Consider the following 14,579-nt stretch of genomic DNA (forward strand, 5'->3'; position numbering starts at 1 on the left):
CATGGCCGCTCCCAAAAAAAAAACGGGTGCCGTCGCCAACACCCGCAATCACTCAACTTCACGCTGCGATCATTCTTCTTCGACGAAGGTCTCGTCGCGCTTCTTGCGGATCGACGGCAGCGCCACGATGATGACCAGCAGGGCCGCCGCGCCCAGCAGCGAGGCCGACAGCGGCCGCTCGACGAAGGTCAGGAAGTCGCCGCGCGACAGCAGCAGCGCGCGCCGGAAGTTCTCTTCCATCATGGGGCCGAGCACCAGGCCCAGCAGCAGCGGCGCGCCTTCGCATTTCAGCTTGGACCACACGTAGCCCACCACGCCGAAGATGGCGGTGACGAACACGTCGAAGACGTTGTAGTTCAACGAGTACACGCCGATCGTGCAGAACACCAGGATGGCCGGGTACAGGATGCGGTACGGGACCTTGAGCAGCTTGACCCACAGGCCGACCAGCGGCAGGTTCAGCACCACCAGCATCAGGTTGCCGATCCACATCGAGGCGATCAGGCCCCAGAACAGCTCGGGGTGGCTGGTCATGACCTGCGGGCCCGGCTGGATGTTGTGGATGGTCATCGCGCCGACCATCAGCGCCATCACGGCGTTGCCCGGGATGCCCAGGGTCAGCAGCGGGATGAACGAGGTCTGCGCGCCGGCGTTGTTGGCCGACTCGGGGCCGGCCAGGCCGGCCGGGTGGCCCTTGCCGAAGCGCTCGGGATTGCGCGACAGCTTCTTTTCCAGCGAGTACGAGGCGAAGGCCGACAGCACCGAGCCGCCGCCCGGCAGGATGCCCAGGCACGAGCCCAGCGCGGTGCCGCGCACGATGGCCGGCGCGGCCTCGCGCATTTCCTGCTTGTTCGGGTACAGCGAACCGACCTTGTCGGTGATGTCGACGCGGTTTTCCTTCTGCTCCAGGTTGGTGAGGATTTCGGCGAAGCCGAACACGCCCATGGCGACGATGGCGAAGTCGATGCCGTCCTGCAGCTCGGGGATGCCGAAATCGTAGCGGGCCACGCCGGAGTTCACGTCGGTGCCGACCATGCCCAGCAGCAGGCCGAGGATGATCATGGCCACCGCCTTGAGGATGGAGCCCGAGGCCAGCACCACGGCGCCGATCAGGCCCAGCACCATGAGCGAGAAGTACTCGGCCGGGCCGAACTTGAAGGCGACTTCGGCCAGCGGCGGCGCGAAGGCGGCGATCAGCATGGTGGCGACGGTGCCGGCGAAGAACGAACCGATGGCCGCCAGCGCCAGCGCCGCGCCGGCGCGGCCGTTGCGCGCCATCTGGTGGCCATCGAGCACGGTCACCACCGCCGAAGTCTCGCCGGGCAGGTTGACCAGGATGGCCGTGGTCGACCCCCCGTACTGCGTGCCGTAGTAGATGCCCGCCAGCATGATCAGGCCGGCCACCGGCGGCAGCACGTAGGTGATGGGCAGCAGCATGGCGATGGTGGGCACCGGCCCCAGGCCGGGCAGCACGCCGACCAGGGTGCCCAGCACGCAGCCCAGCAGCGCGTACAGCAGGTTTTCCGGCGTGAAGGCTACGGAGAAGCCGAGCGCCAGATTTTGCAGCAGTTCCATATCGCCCCTTTCCTTTCTTTTGCTGCTGTCCCCGTCGCGGCACGTGATCACGGTACCGGCCGGACGGCGCACAGAGTGGTGTAACGGATTGCGACCAGAACGCCGCCATCAGGAAAACGGAATAGATCGTAGCACGATGCTTTTGCTTGAAAACCCCGGGTTTACGATTAGCTTACGGTCTGCTTTCAAACTGAAAGCATGGCCGCAAGGCGCTGATATTACGTTGAAATAATTGGCCTTCGGCACGATTTCCCAGCCCTTCCGAGTACTTTCCCTGTGCTGGCCTAATCCAAAAGCATGAATTCATATCGTTCTACGATATAAATTTCCGTATCCAGGCGGCGAATCGAACGAGGCGGGCCTCATGCCCGCGGTTGATTTCCGCCCTCCGCGCCGATACGGTTGCGCGACGCCCAACCTGCCGCCTATGCCGCCTATGCCGCCCATGCCGCCCATGCCACCCTTGAACCCGCCTGCCTCCCGCCCTGCGCGCGGCCTGCCCGCGAGAAACCGCCGATGATGCGCCATGAACGCCTGCGCTTCTGGCTGGCCGGCCTGGCGGCCGCGGCGGCCGGCTGGCTATGCTACGCGGGGCTGGCCGAGCTGGCGGGCGCGCTGGGCGTGGCGACCTGGCTGCCCTATCCGGCTCCGCGCCGCCAGTGGCTGCTGATCGGCGAGAGCTGGCAATGGAACGAATTCAGCGGCGCCATGGCCGACGCCTCGGTTTTCCTGGCGGCGCTGGCGGCCGTGGCGGCGTATTACTGCGCGCGCATCGTGTACCACCTCAGTTTCGCGCCGGTCCGCCAGCGCCGGGCGCGCTGGCTGATCGGCGGCTGGGTCGTCGGCACGGTCGCCATGGTCGCGCTGTCGCAAGGGCTGGGCTGGCTGTACGCGGCGTATCCCGGCTTCGCGCGTATCGGCTGGCTGTCGGCCACGCTGGGCTTTGTCGCGCTGGCCGGCGCGGCCAGCGGCTTTGCGCACGCATGGGGCCGGCTGATGCGCGCCCGCAAGGTGCCTGCCACGGACTGACGCCCGGGCAGGCGGCGCGTTACGGCTTGATGCCCGCCGCCGCCACCACTTTTTCCCAGCGCGCCGCGCGCGTGCGCATCCACTGCGCCGCCTGCTGCGTATCGCCAAAGGTCGGCGCGATATCGAGGGCCGCGAGACGCTCGAGGAATTCCGGATTGGCGAAGATCCCGGCCAGCACCCGCTGCCAGGCCTGGACCGCCTCTTCCGGCGCGCCCGCGGGCGCCATCAGCAGATAGCCGAAGCTGGTGTCGAAGTCGCGCACCTGCGCCAGGCCGGACTCGGCGATCGTCGGCACCTCGGGCAGCGCGGCGTCGCGCTGCGCGCCCGAGACGGCCAGCGGCACCAGCTTGCCCGCCTGGATATGCTGCAGCACGCCCGGCACCACCAGAAAGCCCGCCTCGACCTGGCCGCCGAGCAGATCGTTGACCGCCGGCGCGGTGCCGCGGTAAGGCACGTGCGTGACGTCGAGGTCGAGCGCCTGGCGCAGGCTTTCGAAGGTCAGGTGGCCCGGCGTGGCGTTGCCGGCCGAGGCATAGGTGCCGCCGTGCTGCTTGAGATAGGCCATGTAGTCGGCCAGATTGCGCACCCCCAGGCTCGGCTGGACCACCAGCACCTGGTTGAACGTGCCGGTCAGCGCCACCGGCTGCAGGTCCTTGAACGGATCGGCCGGCATGCTCGCATAGACGAACGGGTTGACGGTGGCCAGCGTGTCGGTGGTGATCAGCAGCGTATAGCCGTCGGGCGCGGACTTGGCCACCACGTCGGCGCCGATGTTGCCGCCGGCGCCGGCGCGGTTCTCGACGATGACGGGCTGCCCCAGTTCGCGGCTGGCGCGCTCGGCCACCAGCCGGGCCAGCAGGTCCAGCGGGCCGGCCGGCGTGAAATTGACGACCAGCCGCACCGGCTTGTCGGGATAGGCGGCGACCGCCGCCCCCGCCCCCAGGCACAGGGCGGTGGCCAGGGCCGCGTGGCGCAGGGCTTGGAAAATACGCATGTCTTGTCTCCTCGAATTCTGTTGGCGCGCTTGCCCGGCGGTCAGGCCAGCGCGGTCGGATGGGGGCTGGTCTCGCCATGCCCGATCAGGTTCTGCGCAAGCTGGAACAGCAGCTCCTGGCGCAGCGCCGCGCTGCCCGGCTCGTCCCACAGGTTGCGCAACTCCAGCGGATCCTCGCGCAGGTCGTAGAGCTCGCCCCAGGACACGCCGTGATAGACGCTCATGCGATAGCGGCCGGTCTGCAGCGTGCGCATGCGCACGCGCTTGTCGAAGCCGAACATGACGCGCTGGCCTTCTTCCTCGATCAGCACGGCCTCGCGCGGCGCGGCGTCCTCGCCGCGCATCAGCGCGCCGAGATCGGCGCCCTGGATGCCGTTGTAGGGCAGCAGGCCGGCGCGCGCCAGGATGGTGGGCGCGATGTCGGTGGTCGAGCACAGCGCGTCGCTGCGCGCGCCTTGCGCGCCGGCCGGATCGGCCCAGATGAACGGGGTGCGGATGACGCTCTGGTAATGGACCGGCCCTTTCCACAGCAACTGGTGGTCGCCCAGGTAGTCGCCGTGGTCGCTGGTGAAGATCACCACGGTGTTGTCCGCCAGGCCCAGCCGCTGCAGATGCGCCAGCACTTCGCCCACCGTGTGGTCGATGTGCGAGATCGATCCGTAGTTCAGCGCGATCGCCTCGCGCGCCTCGCGCTCGGTGCAGGCGAACATCGCCGGCGTGTGCTTGACGGCGCGGCCGCTGTCGCGCTGCGCGTACATCCATTGCACGTGCGGCGGAGGCTGCCTGCCGGCGGCCGCGCTGGCATGGAAGGACGCGGGCAGTTCGACGTCCTCGGGCCGGTACATGTCCCAGTACTTGCCCGGCGGCGTGAACGGATGGTGCGGATCGGGAAACGAGCACTGGATGAAGAACGGCTGTCCACGCTGCGCGTAGCCGTCCAGGGCCTGCATGGTGCGGCGGCCCAGGTAGGCGGTGGTCGAACAGGATTCGGGCACGCGCGTGCGCCAGGCCTGCCCTGCCCGCACCAGTTCGAAGCCGGGCGCGGGCAGCGCATGCTCGGGCCCGGCCTGCGCCGCGACCTCCGGATGCTCGCGCTGCAGCCAGCGCCAGTAGTGCCCCCAGACCCGGTCGCCGTGGTCGACCGCCAGGTCCACCTGCGCAAAGCCGTAGAACGGCGTGGCCAGGTCATGCGCCGGATCCTCGCGCCACAAGGGGCCCCACTCCTGGTCGTAGTCGCCCGGCTCGGGCGCCCAGGCCTCGCCTTCGGTAGGCGGATCCTGCGGGCGCGGCCAGACCGGGCCGTTGCCCGTCATGTTCTGCAAGTGCGATTTGCCCACCAGCGCCGTGCCGTAGCCGGCCTGGCGCAGGCGTTCGACGAAGGTGGTGGCGCGCTGCGACAGCGGGATGCCGTTATGGCGCGCGCCGTGCGACGAAGGCATGCGTCCGGTCATCAGGGTGGCGCGGTTGGGCATGCAGATGGGCGAGGCGACGTAGAAGCGCTCGGCCAGCCAGCCGCGCCGCGCCAGGGCGTCGAGCGCCGGCGTGCGGATCTGCGAATTGCCGTAGGCGCCAAGGTGATCGGCGCGGTGCTGGTCGGTGATGAACAGCAGGAAATTGGGCTGGGTCATGGCAGGTGCGGCACAGGCCGGACATAAGTACGCAACGAGGCTCGATTGTGCGTGCGCCACACATAAATGAAAAATGAAAAGATATTAGAATTCCATAAGCTATTAGTTATGTCTTATCCGACGCCCATGCTCACGAACTGGATCGACCGCCTGCGGCCCCGCCACCTGCGCCTGCTGATACGCCTGTGCGAAACCGGCAACCTGACCGAGGTGGCCACCGAGTACGGCATCAGCCAGCCCGCGCTGTCGAAGTGGCTCAAGGACCTGGAAGACGACATCGGCCAGCGTCTGTTCGTGCGCGAGCCGCGCGGCGTGACGCCGACCGCCTGCGCGCGCGAACTGCAGGCGCACGCGCGCGCCATCATCGGCCGGCTGGAACGCGCCCGCACCGCGGTGGACCACATCGCGCGCGGTTTCGCGGGCCATCTGTCGGTCGGCTTCTCGCCGGTGGTGGGCCCGGTCGTGCTGCCCGAAAGCATCCGGCGCTTCCGCGCCGCCTATCCGGACGTGCTGGTCAGCGTGATCGAGGCCTCGATCGACCTGCTGCTGCCGGGGCTGCGCAACGGCGATTTCGATATCGTGGTCGGGCGCCTGGAAGAAATCGCCATGCCGGAGGACGTCCGCTGCGAGACGCTGTACGACGAACCGGTCTGCCTGGTGGCCGGCCGCGCGCATCCGCTGGCCGGCCGCCGCCGCGTCACCTGGGAAGACGCGCAGGCCTATCCGTGGGTCTCGCCGCAACAGGGCACGCCGCTGCGCATGCGGCTCGAAATGGAACTTGCCCTGGCCGGCCAGCCCCTGCCGCGCCATGCGGTGGAGTCGACCTCGGTGCAGACCAACGTCGCCCTGCTCGACCGCTCGGACATGATCGCGCCCATGTCGCGCCGGCTGGCCGAGCATTTCCAGCGCCAGGGGGTGCTGCGCATCCTGCCGCTGACGCTGGGCAGCGGCGGGCCCATCGGCATGCTGTGGCGGGCCGACGGCGTGCATGGCACCCACACGGCCCATTTCATCGCCTGCCTGCGCCAGGCGGTGTGAGGCCTAGGCGTTGCCCGCGGCCCCGGCCGGCAGCGGCTTGAACCAGCGCAGCGCGAACGCGGCGACGGCCAGCGGCGGCAGCGCCAGCCAGCACACGATTTCCCAGCCATAGCGCATCAGCAGGTCGCCCGAGGCGAACGAGCCGACCACCATGGTGCCGAAGATGATGAAATCGTTGGCGGCCTGCACCCGGGTGCGCTCCTGCGGCAGATGGCATTCCAGCACCATGGCCGAGGCGCCGGCGAAGCCGAAATTCCAGCCCACGCCCAGCAGGGTCAGCGACACCCAGAAATACCAGACGCCCATGCCCGCCAGGCCGACCACGGCCGCCGCGGCGGTCAGCAGCAGGCCGGCCGCGACCACCGGCACCGCGCCGTAGCGCGTGATCAAGCCGCCGGCCACGAAACTGGGCGCGTACATCGCGATGACGTGCCATTGCACGCCCAGGTTGGAGGCGTGCTGCGACAGGCCATGCATGCGCATCGCCAGGGGCGCCGACGTCATGAGGAAGTTCATCAGCATGTAGGTCACCACGCCGCACACCACGGCCGCGATGAAGCGTGGCTGGCGCGCGATGACCCGCAGGGGCCGTCCGCCCGCCGCGGCGGCGCGCGCCGGCCGCGGCAGCTCGACGCCGCCCAGCACCGCGGCGGCCAGCACGGCCACGGCGGAAGCGGCCAGGTAGGTGCCGGCGAAAGCATGGCCGCTCCAGGCGTCCATGGTGTAGGACACCAGTTGCGGACCGAGCACGCCGGCCAGCACCCCGCCGGCCAGCACGGTCGACAGGGCCCGGGCCTTGCGGTGCGGCTCGACGCATTCGGCGGCGGCAAACCGGAACGTCAGCACCACGGCGGCATAGGCGCCGCCGAAGGCCATGGCGGCGCAGAACAGCGCGAACGATTCCAGGTAGATGCCCAGCGCGGCCAGCAGGCCGAGCAGCACGCCGCACAGCGTGCCCAGCATGAACGCCGCGCGTCGGCCATGGCGTTGCGCCACCGCGCCGGCGGGCAGCGTGCTGGCGGCCATGCCGACCACGAACACCGAAATCGGCAGCGTCGCCAGCGATTTGGACGGCGCGAGCGCCTCGCCGATGATGGCGGCGGTGGCGTACACCACGGTCGTGTTGGCGCCGGCCAGCGCCTGCGCCGCGGCAAGCCGCAGGACGTTGGAAGAGGACTGCGCGGAACGGGACGGCATGACGGCTTCGGCGGGAGGGAACGGGGCCCGCGCCTGCGCGCCGGCCCGCTTATAACTGCAAGAAATATGCGACCGGTCGCATTATGCCCGATTCCGCGCCCCGCCCCGGAAGCGGCCGCCGCTCAGCCCGCCGGCGCGAGCTGCGGATTGTGGACCACTTCCCAGAGATGGCCGTCCGGATCCTGGAAGTAGCCGGCGTAGCCGCCCCAGAAGGTGTCGCCGGCCGGCTTGACGATGGCCGCGCCGGCCCGCGCGGCCTGCGCCATCACCGCGTCGACCTCGGCGCGACTGGCCACGTTGTGGCCCAGGCTCAGTTCGGTGGCGCTGGGCGGCGCCAGCGCCAGGCCGGTATCGTGCGCCAGGCTGCGGCGCGGCCACAGCGCCAGCTTCAGGCCGGCCTGCAGGTCGATGAACACGACCGCGCCGTGCTCGTACTCCTGCCCCACGATGCCGGCGGTGGGCAGCCCCAGCCCCTCGCGGTAGAAGCGCAAGGCGCGCTCCAGGTCGTCCACGCCCAGGGTGATGACAGTCAGGTTGGCTTTCATGATGCGCTCCGCAAGGCGCCGGCCGCGGCGCAAGCGTCGATTATGCGGCCGGGCGGCGCCTGCGCCGACATTACCGCGTCATTGCACTGGCATTCTGTTGCAGTTTGAAAATCAATAACACCCGCCCATCCGTCACTGGTAATTACAGTCTAGCCCGCGAACTTTCGATCCGGCCTGGGCCGCGAGCCAGGAAGCGCGCCGCCTCGGGACGGCGCGCGCACCTGCCGGACGAACGCGCTCCCGCCCAAACTCGGCTTCGAAGAAAGAGGAATGCATGATGAAGAGCAAGACGAAACTGCTCGGCGGCGCCCTGGCCGCCAGCCTGCTGCTGGCCGGCTGCGCCAGCATGAAGAGCATGGACACCAACAGCCTGCTCTCGGCGGGCTCCGACATGGCCAAGGCGGCCAATCTGTCCGACGCTGACATCATCCAGCTGTCCGACGCCGCCTGCAAGCAAAGCGACCAGGAATCGAAGATCGCCCCGGCCGGCAACAAGTACAGCGTGCGCCTGACCAAGCTGATGCGCGGCTTCGGCAACATGACGCTCAACGGCCAGAAGGTCAACTACAAGGTCTATGTGACCGAGGACGTCAACGCCTGGGCCATGGGCAACGGCTGCGTGCGTGTCTACACCGGCCTGATGGACCTGATGAACGACGACGAGCTGCGCGGCGTGATCGGCCATGAAATGGGCCACGTCGCGCTGGGCCACACCAAGAAGGCCATGCAGACCGCCTACGCGGTCAGCGCCGCGCGCCAGGCCGCCGGCGCCGCCGGCAACAGCGTGGTGGCTTCGCTGAGCGCTTCGCAGCTGGGCGACATGACCGAGAAGTTCATCAACGCGCAGTTCTCGCAATCGCAGGAAACCGCCGCCGACGACTTCTCGTTCGACCTGCTGACCGAGAAGAAGATGAACCGCAAGGGCCTGGTGACGGCCTTCCAGAAGCTGGCCGAACTCGACGGCGGCGAAAGCAGCATGTTCAGCTCGCACCCGTCCTCGCCGGACCGCGCGGCGCGCATGGAAAAGCGCCTGCAGGCCGGCAAGTAAGCTGGCCGGCGCCCGGCGCCCCCGCACACCCGCCCCTCGGGGCGGGTTTTCCATGGGCGGGCGGGACAGGCGAACGCCTTGGGTCCCGCGCCCTCGCCGCATGCGGCGCCCCCTTTCGATCCGCCTGGATCAGGCGAAGCCGCCATTGACGCGCAGCACCTGCGCGTTGACCCAACGGCCGTCCGGGCCGGCCAGGAAGGAAACGGCGGCGGCGATTTCGTCCGGCATGCCAATGCGCTCCATCGGCGCCTGCCTGGCGATGCTGGCGACGGCTTCCTCGCTCTTGCCGTTGAAGAACAGTTCGGTGCCGACCGGGCCGGGCGCGATCGCGTTGACCGTGATGTTGCGGCCGCGCAATTCGTTGGCGAGCACATGCACCAGCCCCTCGACGCCAGCCTTGCTGGCGATGTAGGGACCGTAGCCGGGCAACGACTTGGCGATCACGCTGGTCGACAGCGCGATGATGCGCCCATCGTCGTCGAGGTTGGCCGCCGCCTGGGCCAGCACCAGGAAAGCGCCGCGCAGGTTCGTGGCGATGACCTGGTCGAAGGCGTCGAGATTGGCGGCGTCGATGCTGGCCATCGGCATCACGCCGGCGCTGTTGACGACCACGTCGATGCGGCCGAAGGCTGCCCTGGCCTGGGCGAACAGGTTCGCCACGTCCTGCGGCTTGCCGACATCGCCCTGGATGGCGATGGCCTTGCCGCCGGCCGATTCGATGGCGGCCACGGTTTCGTGGGCCTTGGCGCCATTGCCGGCGTAGTTGACGACGACCGCAAAGCCATCGGCGGCCAGCCGCGCGGCAATGGCCCTGCCTATGCCGCGCGAGCCGCCCGTGACGATGGCGGCCTTGGATATATCCGTGTTCATTGAGGTGCTCCAGGTCGAAAGGCAGGACATGGCGCCCATTGTCCATGTCTAAAATCAATGAATAAATGCATGCGGATGGGAATCTAAATTCAAGCATGGACAACAATCAGGCCTATGGACCGCTTCGACTCCCTGCAACTGTTCACCCGCATCGTCGAGCTGGGCAGCTTCAGCCGCGCCGCGGCCGCGCTGGACATTCCCCGCGCCACCGCCACGCATGCGATCAAGCAACTGGAGGCCCGCCTGGGCGCGCGGCTGCTGGACCGCACCACGCGCCACGTGCGCGCGACGCCCGACGGACAGGCGTTCTACGAGCGGTGCGTCCATGTGCTCAGCGAACTGGACGATGCGCAGTCTGCGCTGCAGCGCGTCGCTTCCAATCCGCGCGGCCTGTTGCGCGTGGACATGCACGGCACGCACGCCACGAAAATCGTCCTGCCTCGAATCGATGATTTCCGCGCGCGCTATCCCGGCATCGACCTCGTGGTCAGCGGCGGCGACAGGCTGGCCGATCTGGTCAGGGAAGGCATCGATTGCGTGATCCGCGCGGGCAATCCGCGCGACTCGTCCCTGGTGGCAAGGCGGCTGGCCGTCATGCCGCAAGTCGTTTGCGCCAGCCCCGAATATCTCGCCGCCTTCGGCGCGCCGCGCCACCCGGACGAACTCCCGGCGCATCGGGTCGTGAAATTCTTCGCCGCCAGCGCGGCCGTCGACTATCCGCTGGAACTGCGCATCGGCGGCGAGATCCGGGCGTTCGCGCTCAATGGCTGGATATCGGTCAGCGACGCGCAGAACTACGTCGCCTGTGCGCTGCGCGGCTGTGGCTTGATCCAGTTGCCGCGCTTTCACGTCGAGGACGATCTGCGCGCGGGACGGCTGGTCGAAGTGCTGAGCGATTGGCCGAGCCCGGACTTGCCGGTGTCCGCGCTGTATCCCTCGCATCGCCACCTGTCCCCCCGCGTGCGGGTATTCGTGGACTGGCTCGGCAAGCTGTATGAAGATGCGTTCCCCGCTGCCGCGCCGGCGCGACGCTAGCGAGGCCGGGCGCCCTCAGCGCCCGGCGCAGGCGGCGCGCAGGGCCGCCAGGTCGGGCGTGACGCCCAGGCCAGGCGCCTGGCCCAGCGTGATGCCGCCTTCGTGCAAGGTCCCCAGCGCCGGGCTGAGCAGGCTGCGCAAGGGGTTGTCGTTGGCGTCGACTTCGAGCAGCCCGGGGCTGGCCCGGCCCGGCACGGCCGCCAGCAGGTGCGCCGACGCCTGCAGGCCGATGCCGGCGCCCAGGTAGTGCGGGCAATAGCGCAGGCCGGCGGCGACCACGGCGCGCGCCACCGGCAGGCAGCCGCTGAAGCCGCCCCACTTGGCCAGGTCGGGCTGCATCACGCGCAGGCTGCGCGCGGCCAGCGCCGCCTCGAAACCCGCCACGCCGGCGATGTTCTCGCCGCCGGCCAGCGGCATGGGCGCGGCCCGGGCCAGCTCGGCCCACTCGGCGGCCGGGCGGTCGGCGCGCAACGGCTCTTCCAGCCAGTCCAGCCGCGCCGGCCCCAGGCGCTGCGCCATCTGGCGCGCGCGCGGCAGGTCCCAGCCCTGGTTGGCGTCGGCCATCAGCGGCGCGGCCTGGCCCAGCAGTTCGCGCACGCGCAGGGCATTGCGGACGTCGCGCGCATCGTCGAAGCCCACCTTCAGCTTGAAGGCGCGGTAGCCTTCGGCCGCCTTGCGCGCCACGACGTCCTCGGGGTTCTCGGGGTTGATGCCGCTGGCGTACACGCCGATGCGGTCGCCGCTGCCGCCCAGCCAGGCCCACAGCGGCTGGCCGGCGCGGCGCGCGGCCAGGTCGCACAGCGCAATGTCCAGCCCCGCGATGGCCTGGGCCAGCGGGCCGGGCTCGCCGGTCTGGATGGCCAGCACCGCGGTGCTCGCCTCGAGATGGGCGAAGGCCTGCGCCGGATCGGCGAACGCGCGCGCGGTCAGCAGCGGCGCCAGCACGGTTTCGACCAGGCGGGCGCGGTGTTCGGCGCCGCAGGCCGGAAAGTTGCACCAGACCTCGCCCCAGCCTACCGCGCCATCGCTGTCCTCGACCTCGACCAGCACCGCCGGCCGGTCGTGCATGGTGCCGAACGAGGTCTTGACCGGCGTGCTGACCGGATAGCGGAACACATGCGCGCGCACCCGCGCGGGCGTGATCGAAGCGGCATCGCGTGTCATGGCGTCCTCAGGGGATCAGGTTCATTTCCAGGTGGATGAAATCGCCGCGATACGAGACTTCGCTCAGGTACACCACCTTGCCGGTCTCGTCGAGGAACAGCCGCCGCACCTCGGCGATCGGCGTGTTGACCGGCACCTGCAGATGGCCGGCGACTTCCATGTCGGCGGTGCCGATGGTCAGCACCTGGTGCGCGCGCGCGATGCGCAGGGCCGGATCGGACACCAGCAGCGGAATGACGGTTTCGTTGCGGTAGCGCACCGGGTCGCGGCGGAAGATCTGCTCGTCCAGGTAGATATTGATCACGCAATACGGCCGCCCCTCGCGTTCGTGCACCCGGCGCATGTAGACATAGCGCTCGGCCGCCACGCCATCCTGCGCGGTCAGCGGCGGATTGGTGATGGTCTCGTCGATATTGACGATCTTGGGCCTGGTGTCGCGGTAGACCTTGGCCAGCTCGGCCAGCGTGGTCTGCACCTGCAGCCAGCGGTCGTTGGGCGGCAGGCCGGTGACGAAGGTGCCGCGCCCCTGCTGCGGCGACACCAGCCCCTCGCGCGTGAGCACGTCGATGGCCTGGCGCACCGTCACGCGCGCCACGCCGAACTCCGCCACCAGCTCCTCCAGCGACGGCAGCCGGTGCCCCTGGCCCCACTGGCCCCGGGCGATGCGCTGGCGCATCAGGTCGGCCAATTGCAGGTAGCGCGGGATGGGACTGTCGTGGAAATTGATGGCCATAAGCTCAGCGGAATTCTTTATTTGCTTAACGTATGGTCTATGGTACGATCTGATCACAATAAGAGCAAGTCACTGCCGATCATCCCCCAAGGAGGAAACGTGAAGCGTCGATCCGCGCCCATGCGCGCGCTGCTGGTCCTGGCCCCGTGGCTGCTGATCGTGCTGCTCTGGTACGGCATTCGCGCCAGCGGGCTGGTCAGCCCGGCCCTGGTGCCCAGCCCCGGCGAAGTCTGGACGCGGTTCGTGGCCCTGATGCAGGCGCGCCTGCCGCACGACATCCTCATGTCGACCCAGCGCGTGTTCGTGGGCGTGTGCCTGGGCACCCTGCTGGCGGTGCCGGTGGGTTTCGTGCTGGGCTGGTACCGCGGCGTGCGCAGCTTCATCGATCCGGTCATCAACTTCTTCCGCGCCCTGCCCCCCATCGCGCTGATCCCGCTGGTCATCGTGTATTTCGGCATCGGCGAGACGGCCAAGATCGCCATCCTGTTCTACGCCTCGTTCTTCGCCGGCGTCATCGTCATGTACGAAGGCATCTCGCAGATCAACCCGATCTTCGTGCGCGTGGCCAAGACGCTGGGCGCGACCGACGGCGAGATCTTCCGCAAGGTCATCGTGCCCCTGACCATCCCGCACATGCTGACCGCGCTGCGCGTGGCGCTGGGCGTGGCCTGGGCCACGCTGGTGGCCTCGGAACTGATCGCGGCGCAGCAGGGGCTGGGCGCGCTGATCCAGGACGCCTCGTCGTTCTTCCAGCTCGACATCATCTATGTCGGCATCATCTGCATCGGCTTCATCGCCCTGGCCATGGACCTCGCCCTGCGCGCGGCCGCGCGCCGGCTGGTGGCCTGGCAGGACCGCATCGCCTGACCGACCACGGAGATCCTGCATGAGCGCGACCCCCGCCTCCGACGTGCGCATCCGCTTCGAGGATGTCTGCGTGGACTACCCTACCGCCGACGGCCCGATGCGCGTGCTCGACGGCATCAACTACGAAATCCGCCAGGGCGAGTTCGTCTCGGTGATCGGCCCCTCGGGTTGCGGCAAGACCACCATGATGGGACTGGTGGGCGGCTTCGTGCAGCCCACCGCCGGCCGCGTGCTGCTCGACGGCCAGCCGGTCGGCGGCCCCGGGCCCGACCGCGGCGTGATCTTCCAGGAATACGGCGTGTTCCCCTGGCTGACGGTGCGCGAGAACATCGCCTTCGGCCTGAACCTGCGCAGCAACCGCGTGGCGGCCGGCGAACGCGCGCAGATCTGCCAGCGCTACATGACGCTGATGGGCCTGGGCGACTTCGCCCACCACTATCCCAAGCACCTGTCCGGCGGCATGCGCCAGCGCCTGGCGCTGGCGCGCGCCTATGCGGTCAAGCCGCAGTTCCTGCTGATGGACGAGCCGTTCGGCGCGCTCGACGCGCAAACCCGCTCGGCCATGCAGGACCTGCTGCTGCAGGTGCAGATGACCGAGGGCAAGACCGTCATGCTGATCACGCACTCGGTCGAGGAAGCCATCTACCTGTCGTCGCGCATCGTGGTGGTCACCGCGCGCCCGGCGCGCATCCGCACCATCATCGACGTGCCGTTCGGCTATCCACGGGCCGAGAACCTGCACGAGGACCCGCGCTTCGGCGAGCTGCGCTCGCACATCCGCGCGCTGGTCATGGAAGAGTATGCCAAGCAGGCGCGCCAGACCGTGCGCCTGTCCGATTGAAGCCCACTCGAGGAG

Annotated in this window: 14 protein-coding genes; 6 read left to right on the forward strand and 8 right to left on the reverse strand. The window is 69.0% G+C overall.

The window, feature by feature from the left end; translation table 11 throughout:
* Nucleotides 1-69 precede the first annotated feature (69 nt).
* The gene (locus tag CAL11_RS12080) at nucleotides 70-1,575 is read right to left on the reverse strand and encodes a tripartite tricarboxylate transporter permease (protein WP_003812078.1); all 1,506 of its coding nucleotides are present in this window, start codon (nucleotides 1,573-1,575) and stop codon (nucleotides 70-72) included.
* 516 nt (nucleotides 1,576-2,091) lie between these two features.
* Between CAL11_RS12080 and CAL11_RS12085 the strand changes: the two genes are divergently transcribed.
* Nucleotides 2,092-2,604, forward strand: coding sequence for a hypothetical protein (locus tag CAL11_RS12085; protein ID WP_086094571.1), 513 nt, complete (start codon nucleotides 2,092-2,094; stop codon nucleotides 2,602-2,604).
* Between the two features lie 19 nt (nucleotides 2,605-2,623).
* Here CAL11_RS12085 and CAL11_RS12090 read toward each other — a convergent pair whose 3' ends face one another.
* On the reverse strand, nucleotides 2,624-3,598 hold the full coding sequence (locus CAL11_RS12090; RefSeq protein WP_086093073.1) for a Bug family tripartite tricarboxylate transporter substrate binding protein: 975 nt from the start codon (nucleotides 3,596-3,598) through the stop codon (nucleotides 2,624-2,626).
* 41 nt (nucleotides 3,599-3,639) lie between these two features.
* The gene (locus CAL11_RS12095) at nucleotides 3,640-5,226 is read right to left on the reverse strand and encodes a sulfatase-like hydrolase/transferase (RefSeq protein ID WP_086093074.1); all 1,587 of its coding nucleotides are present in this window, start codon (nucleotides 5,224-5,226) and stop codon (nucleotides 3,640-3,642) included.
* A 126-nt stretch (nucleotides 5,227-5,352) separates the two neighbouring features.
* On the opposite strand from CAL11_RS12095, the gene CAL11_RS12100 reads away from it, so the two are divergent.
* On the forward strand, nucleotides 5,353-6,264 hold the full coding sequence (locus CAL11_RS12100; RefSeq protein ID WP_244172799.1) for a LysR family transcriptional regulator: 912 nt from the start codon (nucleotides 5,353-5,355) through the stop codon (nucleotides 6,262-6,264).
* A gap of 3 nt (nucleotides 6,265-6,267) precedes the next feature.
* Here CAL11_RS12100 and CAL11_RS12105 read toward each other — a convergent pair whose 3' ends face one another.
* Nucleotides 6,268-7,461, reverse strand: a complete 1,194-nt coding sequence (locus CAL11_RS12105; protein WP_033448115.1) for an MFS transporter — start codon at nucleotides 7,459-7,461, stop codon at nucleotides 6,268-6,270.
* Between the two features lie 122 nt (nucleotides 7,462-7,583).
* Nucleotides 7,584-8,006: a VOC family protein gene (locus CAL11_RS12110; protein ID WP_033448113.1), complete on the reverse strand. Its 423-nt coding sequence runs from the start codon at nucleotides 8,004-8,006 to the stop codon at nucleotides 7,584-7,586.
* A 346-nt stretch (nucleotides 8,007-8,352) separates the two neighbouring features.
* Here CAL11_RS12110 and CAL11_RS12115 point away from each other — a divergent pair, with 346 nt between their 5' ends.
* Nucleotides 8,353-9,054, forward strand: coding sequence for a M48 family metalloprotease (locus tag CAL11_RS12115; protein ID WP_370511776.1), 702 nt, complete (start codon nucleotides 8,353-8,355; stop codon nucleotides 9,052-9,054).
* Between the two features lie 129 nt (nucleotides 9,055-9,183).
* Here the strand turns inward: CAL11_RS12115 and CAL11_RS12120 are convergent, their stop codons facing one another.
* Nucleotides 9,184-9,924 (reverse strand): SDR family oxidoreductase, encoded by a 741-nt coding sequence (locus CAL11_RS12120; protein WP_033469991.1) that lies wholly within the window; start codon nucleotides 9,922-9,924, stop codon nucleotides 9,184-9,186.
* Nucleotides 9,925-10,038: 114 nt separating this feature from the next.
* On the opposite strand from CAL11_RS12120, the gene CAL11_RS12125 reads away from it, so the two are divergent.
* On the forward strand, nucleotides 10,039-10,959 hold the full coding sequence (locus CAL11_RS12125) for a LysR family transcriptional regulator (RefSeq protein WP_033469989.1): 921 nt from the start codon (nucleotides 10,039-10,041) through the stop codon (nucleotides 10,957-10,959).
* A gap of 15 nt (nucleotides 10,960-10,974) precedes the next feature.
* On the opposite strand, the gene CAL11_RS12130 is transcribed toward CAL11_RS12125, so the two are convergent.
* Both CAL11_RS12130 and CAL11_RS12135 read right to left on the reverse strand, forming a co-directional pair.
* Nucleotides 10,975-12,123, reverse strand: coding sequence for a mandelate racemase/muconate lactonizing enzyme family protein (locus CAL11_RS12130; protein ID WP_033469987.1), 1,149 nt, complete (start codon nucleotides 12,121-12,123; stop codon nucleotides 10,975-10,977).
* A 7-nt stretch (nucleotides 12,124-12,130) separates the two neighbouring features.
* The gene (locus CAL11_RS12135) at nucleotides 12,131-12,856 is read right to left on the reverse strand and encodes a GntR family transcriptional regulator (RefSeq protein WP_033448101.1); all 726 of its coding nucleotides are present in this window, start codon (nucleotides 12,854-12,856) and stop codon (nucleotides 12,131-12,133) included.
* A gap of 99 nt (nucleotides 12,857-12,955) precedes the next feature.
* Here CAL11_RS12135 and CAL11_RS12140 point away from each other — a divergent pair, with 99 nt between their 5' ends.
* Nucleotides 12,956-13,723, forward strand: coding sequence for an ABC transporter permease (locus tag CAL11_RS12140; protein WP_003817050.1), 768 nt, complete (start codon nucleotides 12,956-12,958; stop codon nucleotides 13,721-13,723).
* Between the two features lie 19 nt (nucleotides 13,724-13,742).
* On the forward strand, nucleotides 13,743-14,564 hold the full coding sequence (locus CAL11_RS12145; protein WP_003812108.1) for an ABC transporter ATP-binding protein: 822 nt from the start codon (nucleotides 13,743-13,745) through the stop codon (nucleotides 14,562-14,564).
* Nucleotides 14,565-14,579: the final 15 nt, after the last annotated feature.

Source organism: Bordetella genomosp. 6 (assembly GCF_002119705.1).
Classification (GTDB): domain Bacteria; phylum Pseudomonadota; class Gammaproteobacteria; order Burkholderiales; family Burkholderiaceae_B; genus Bordetella; species Bordetella bronchiseptica_F.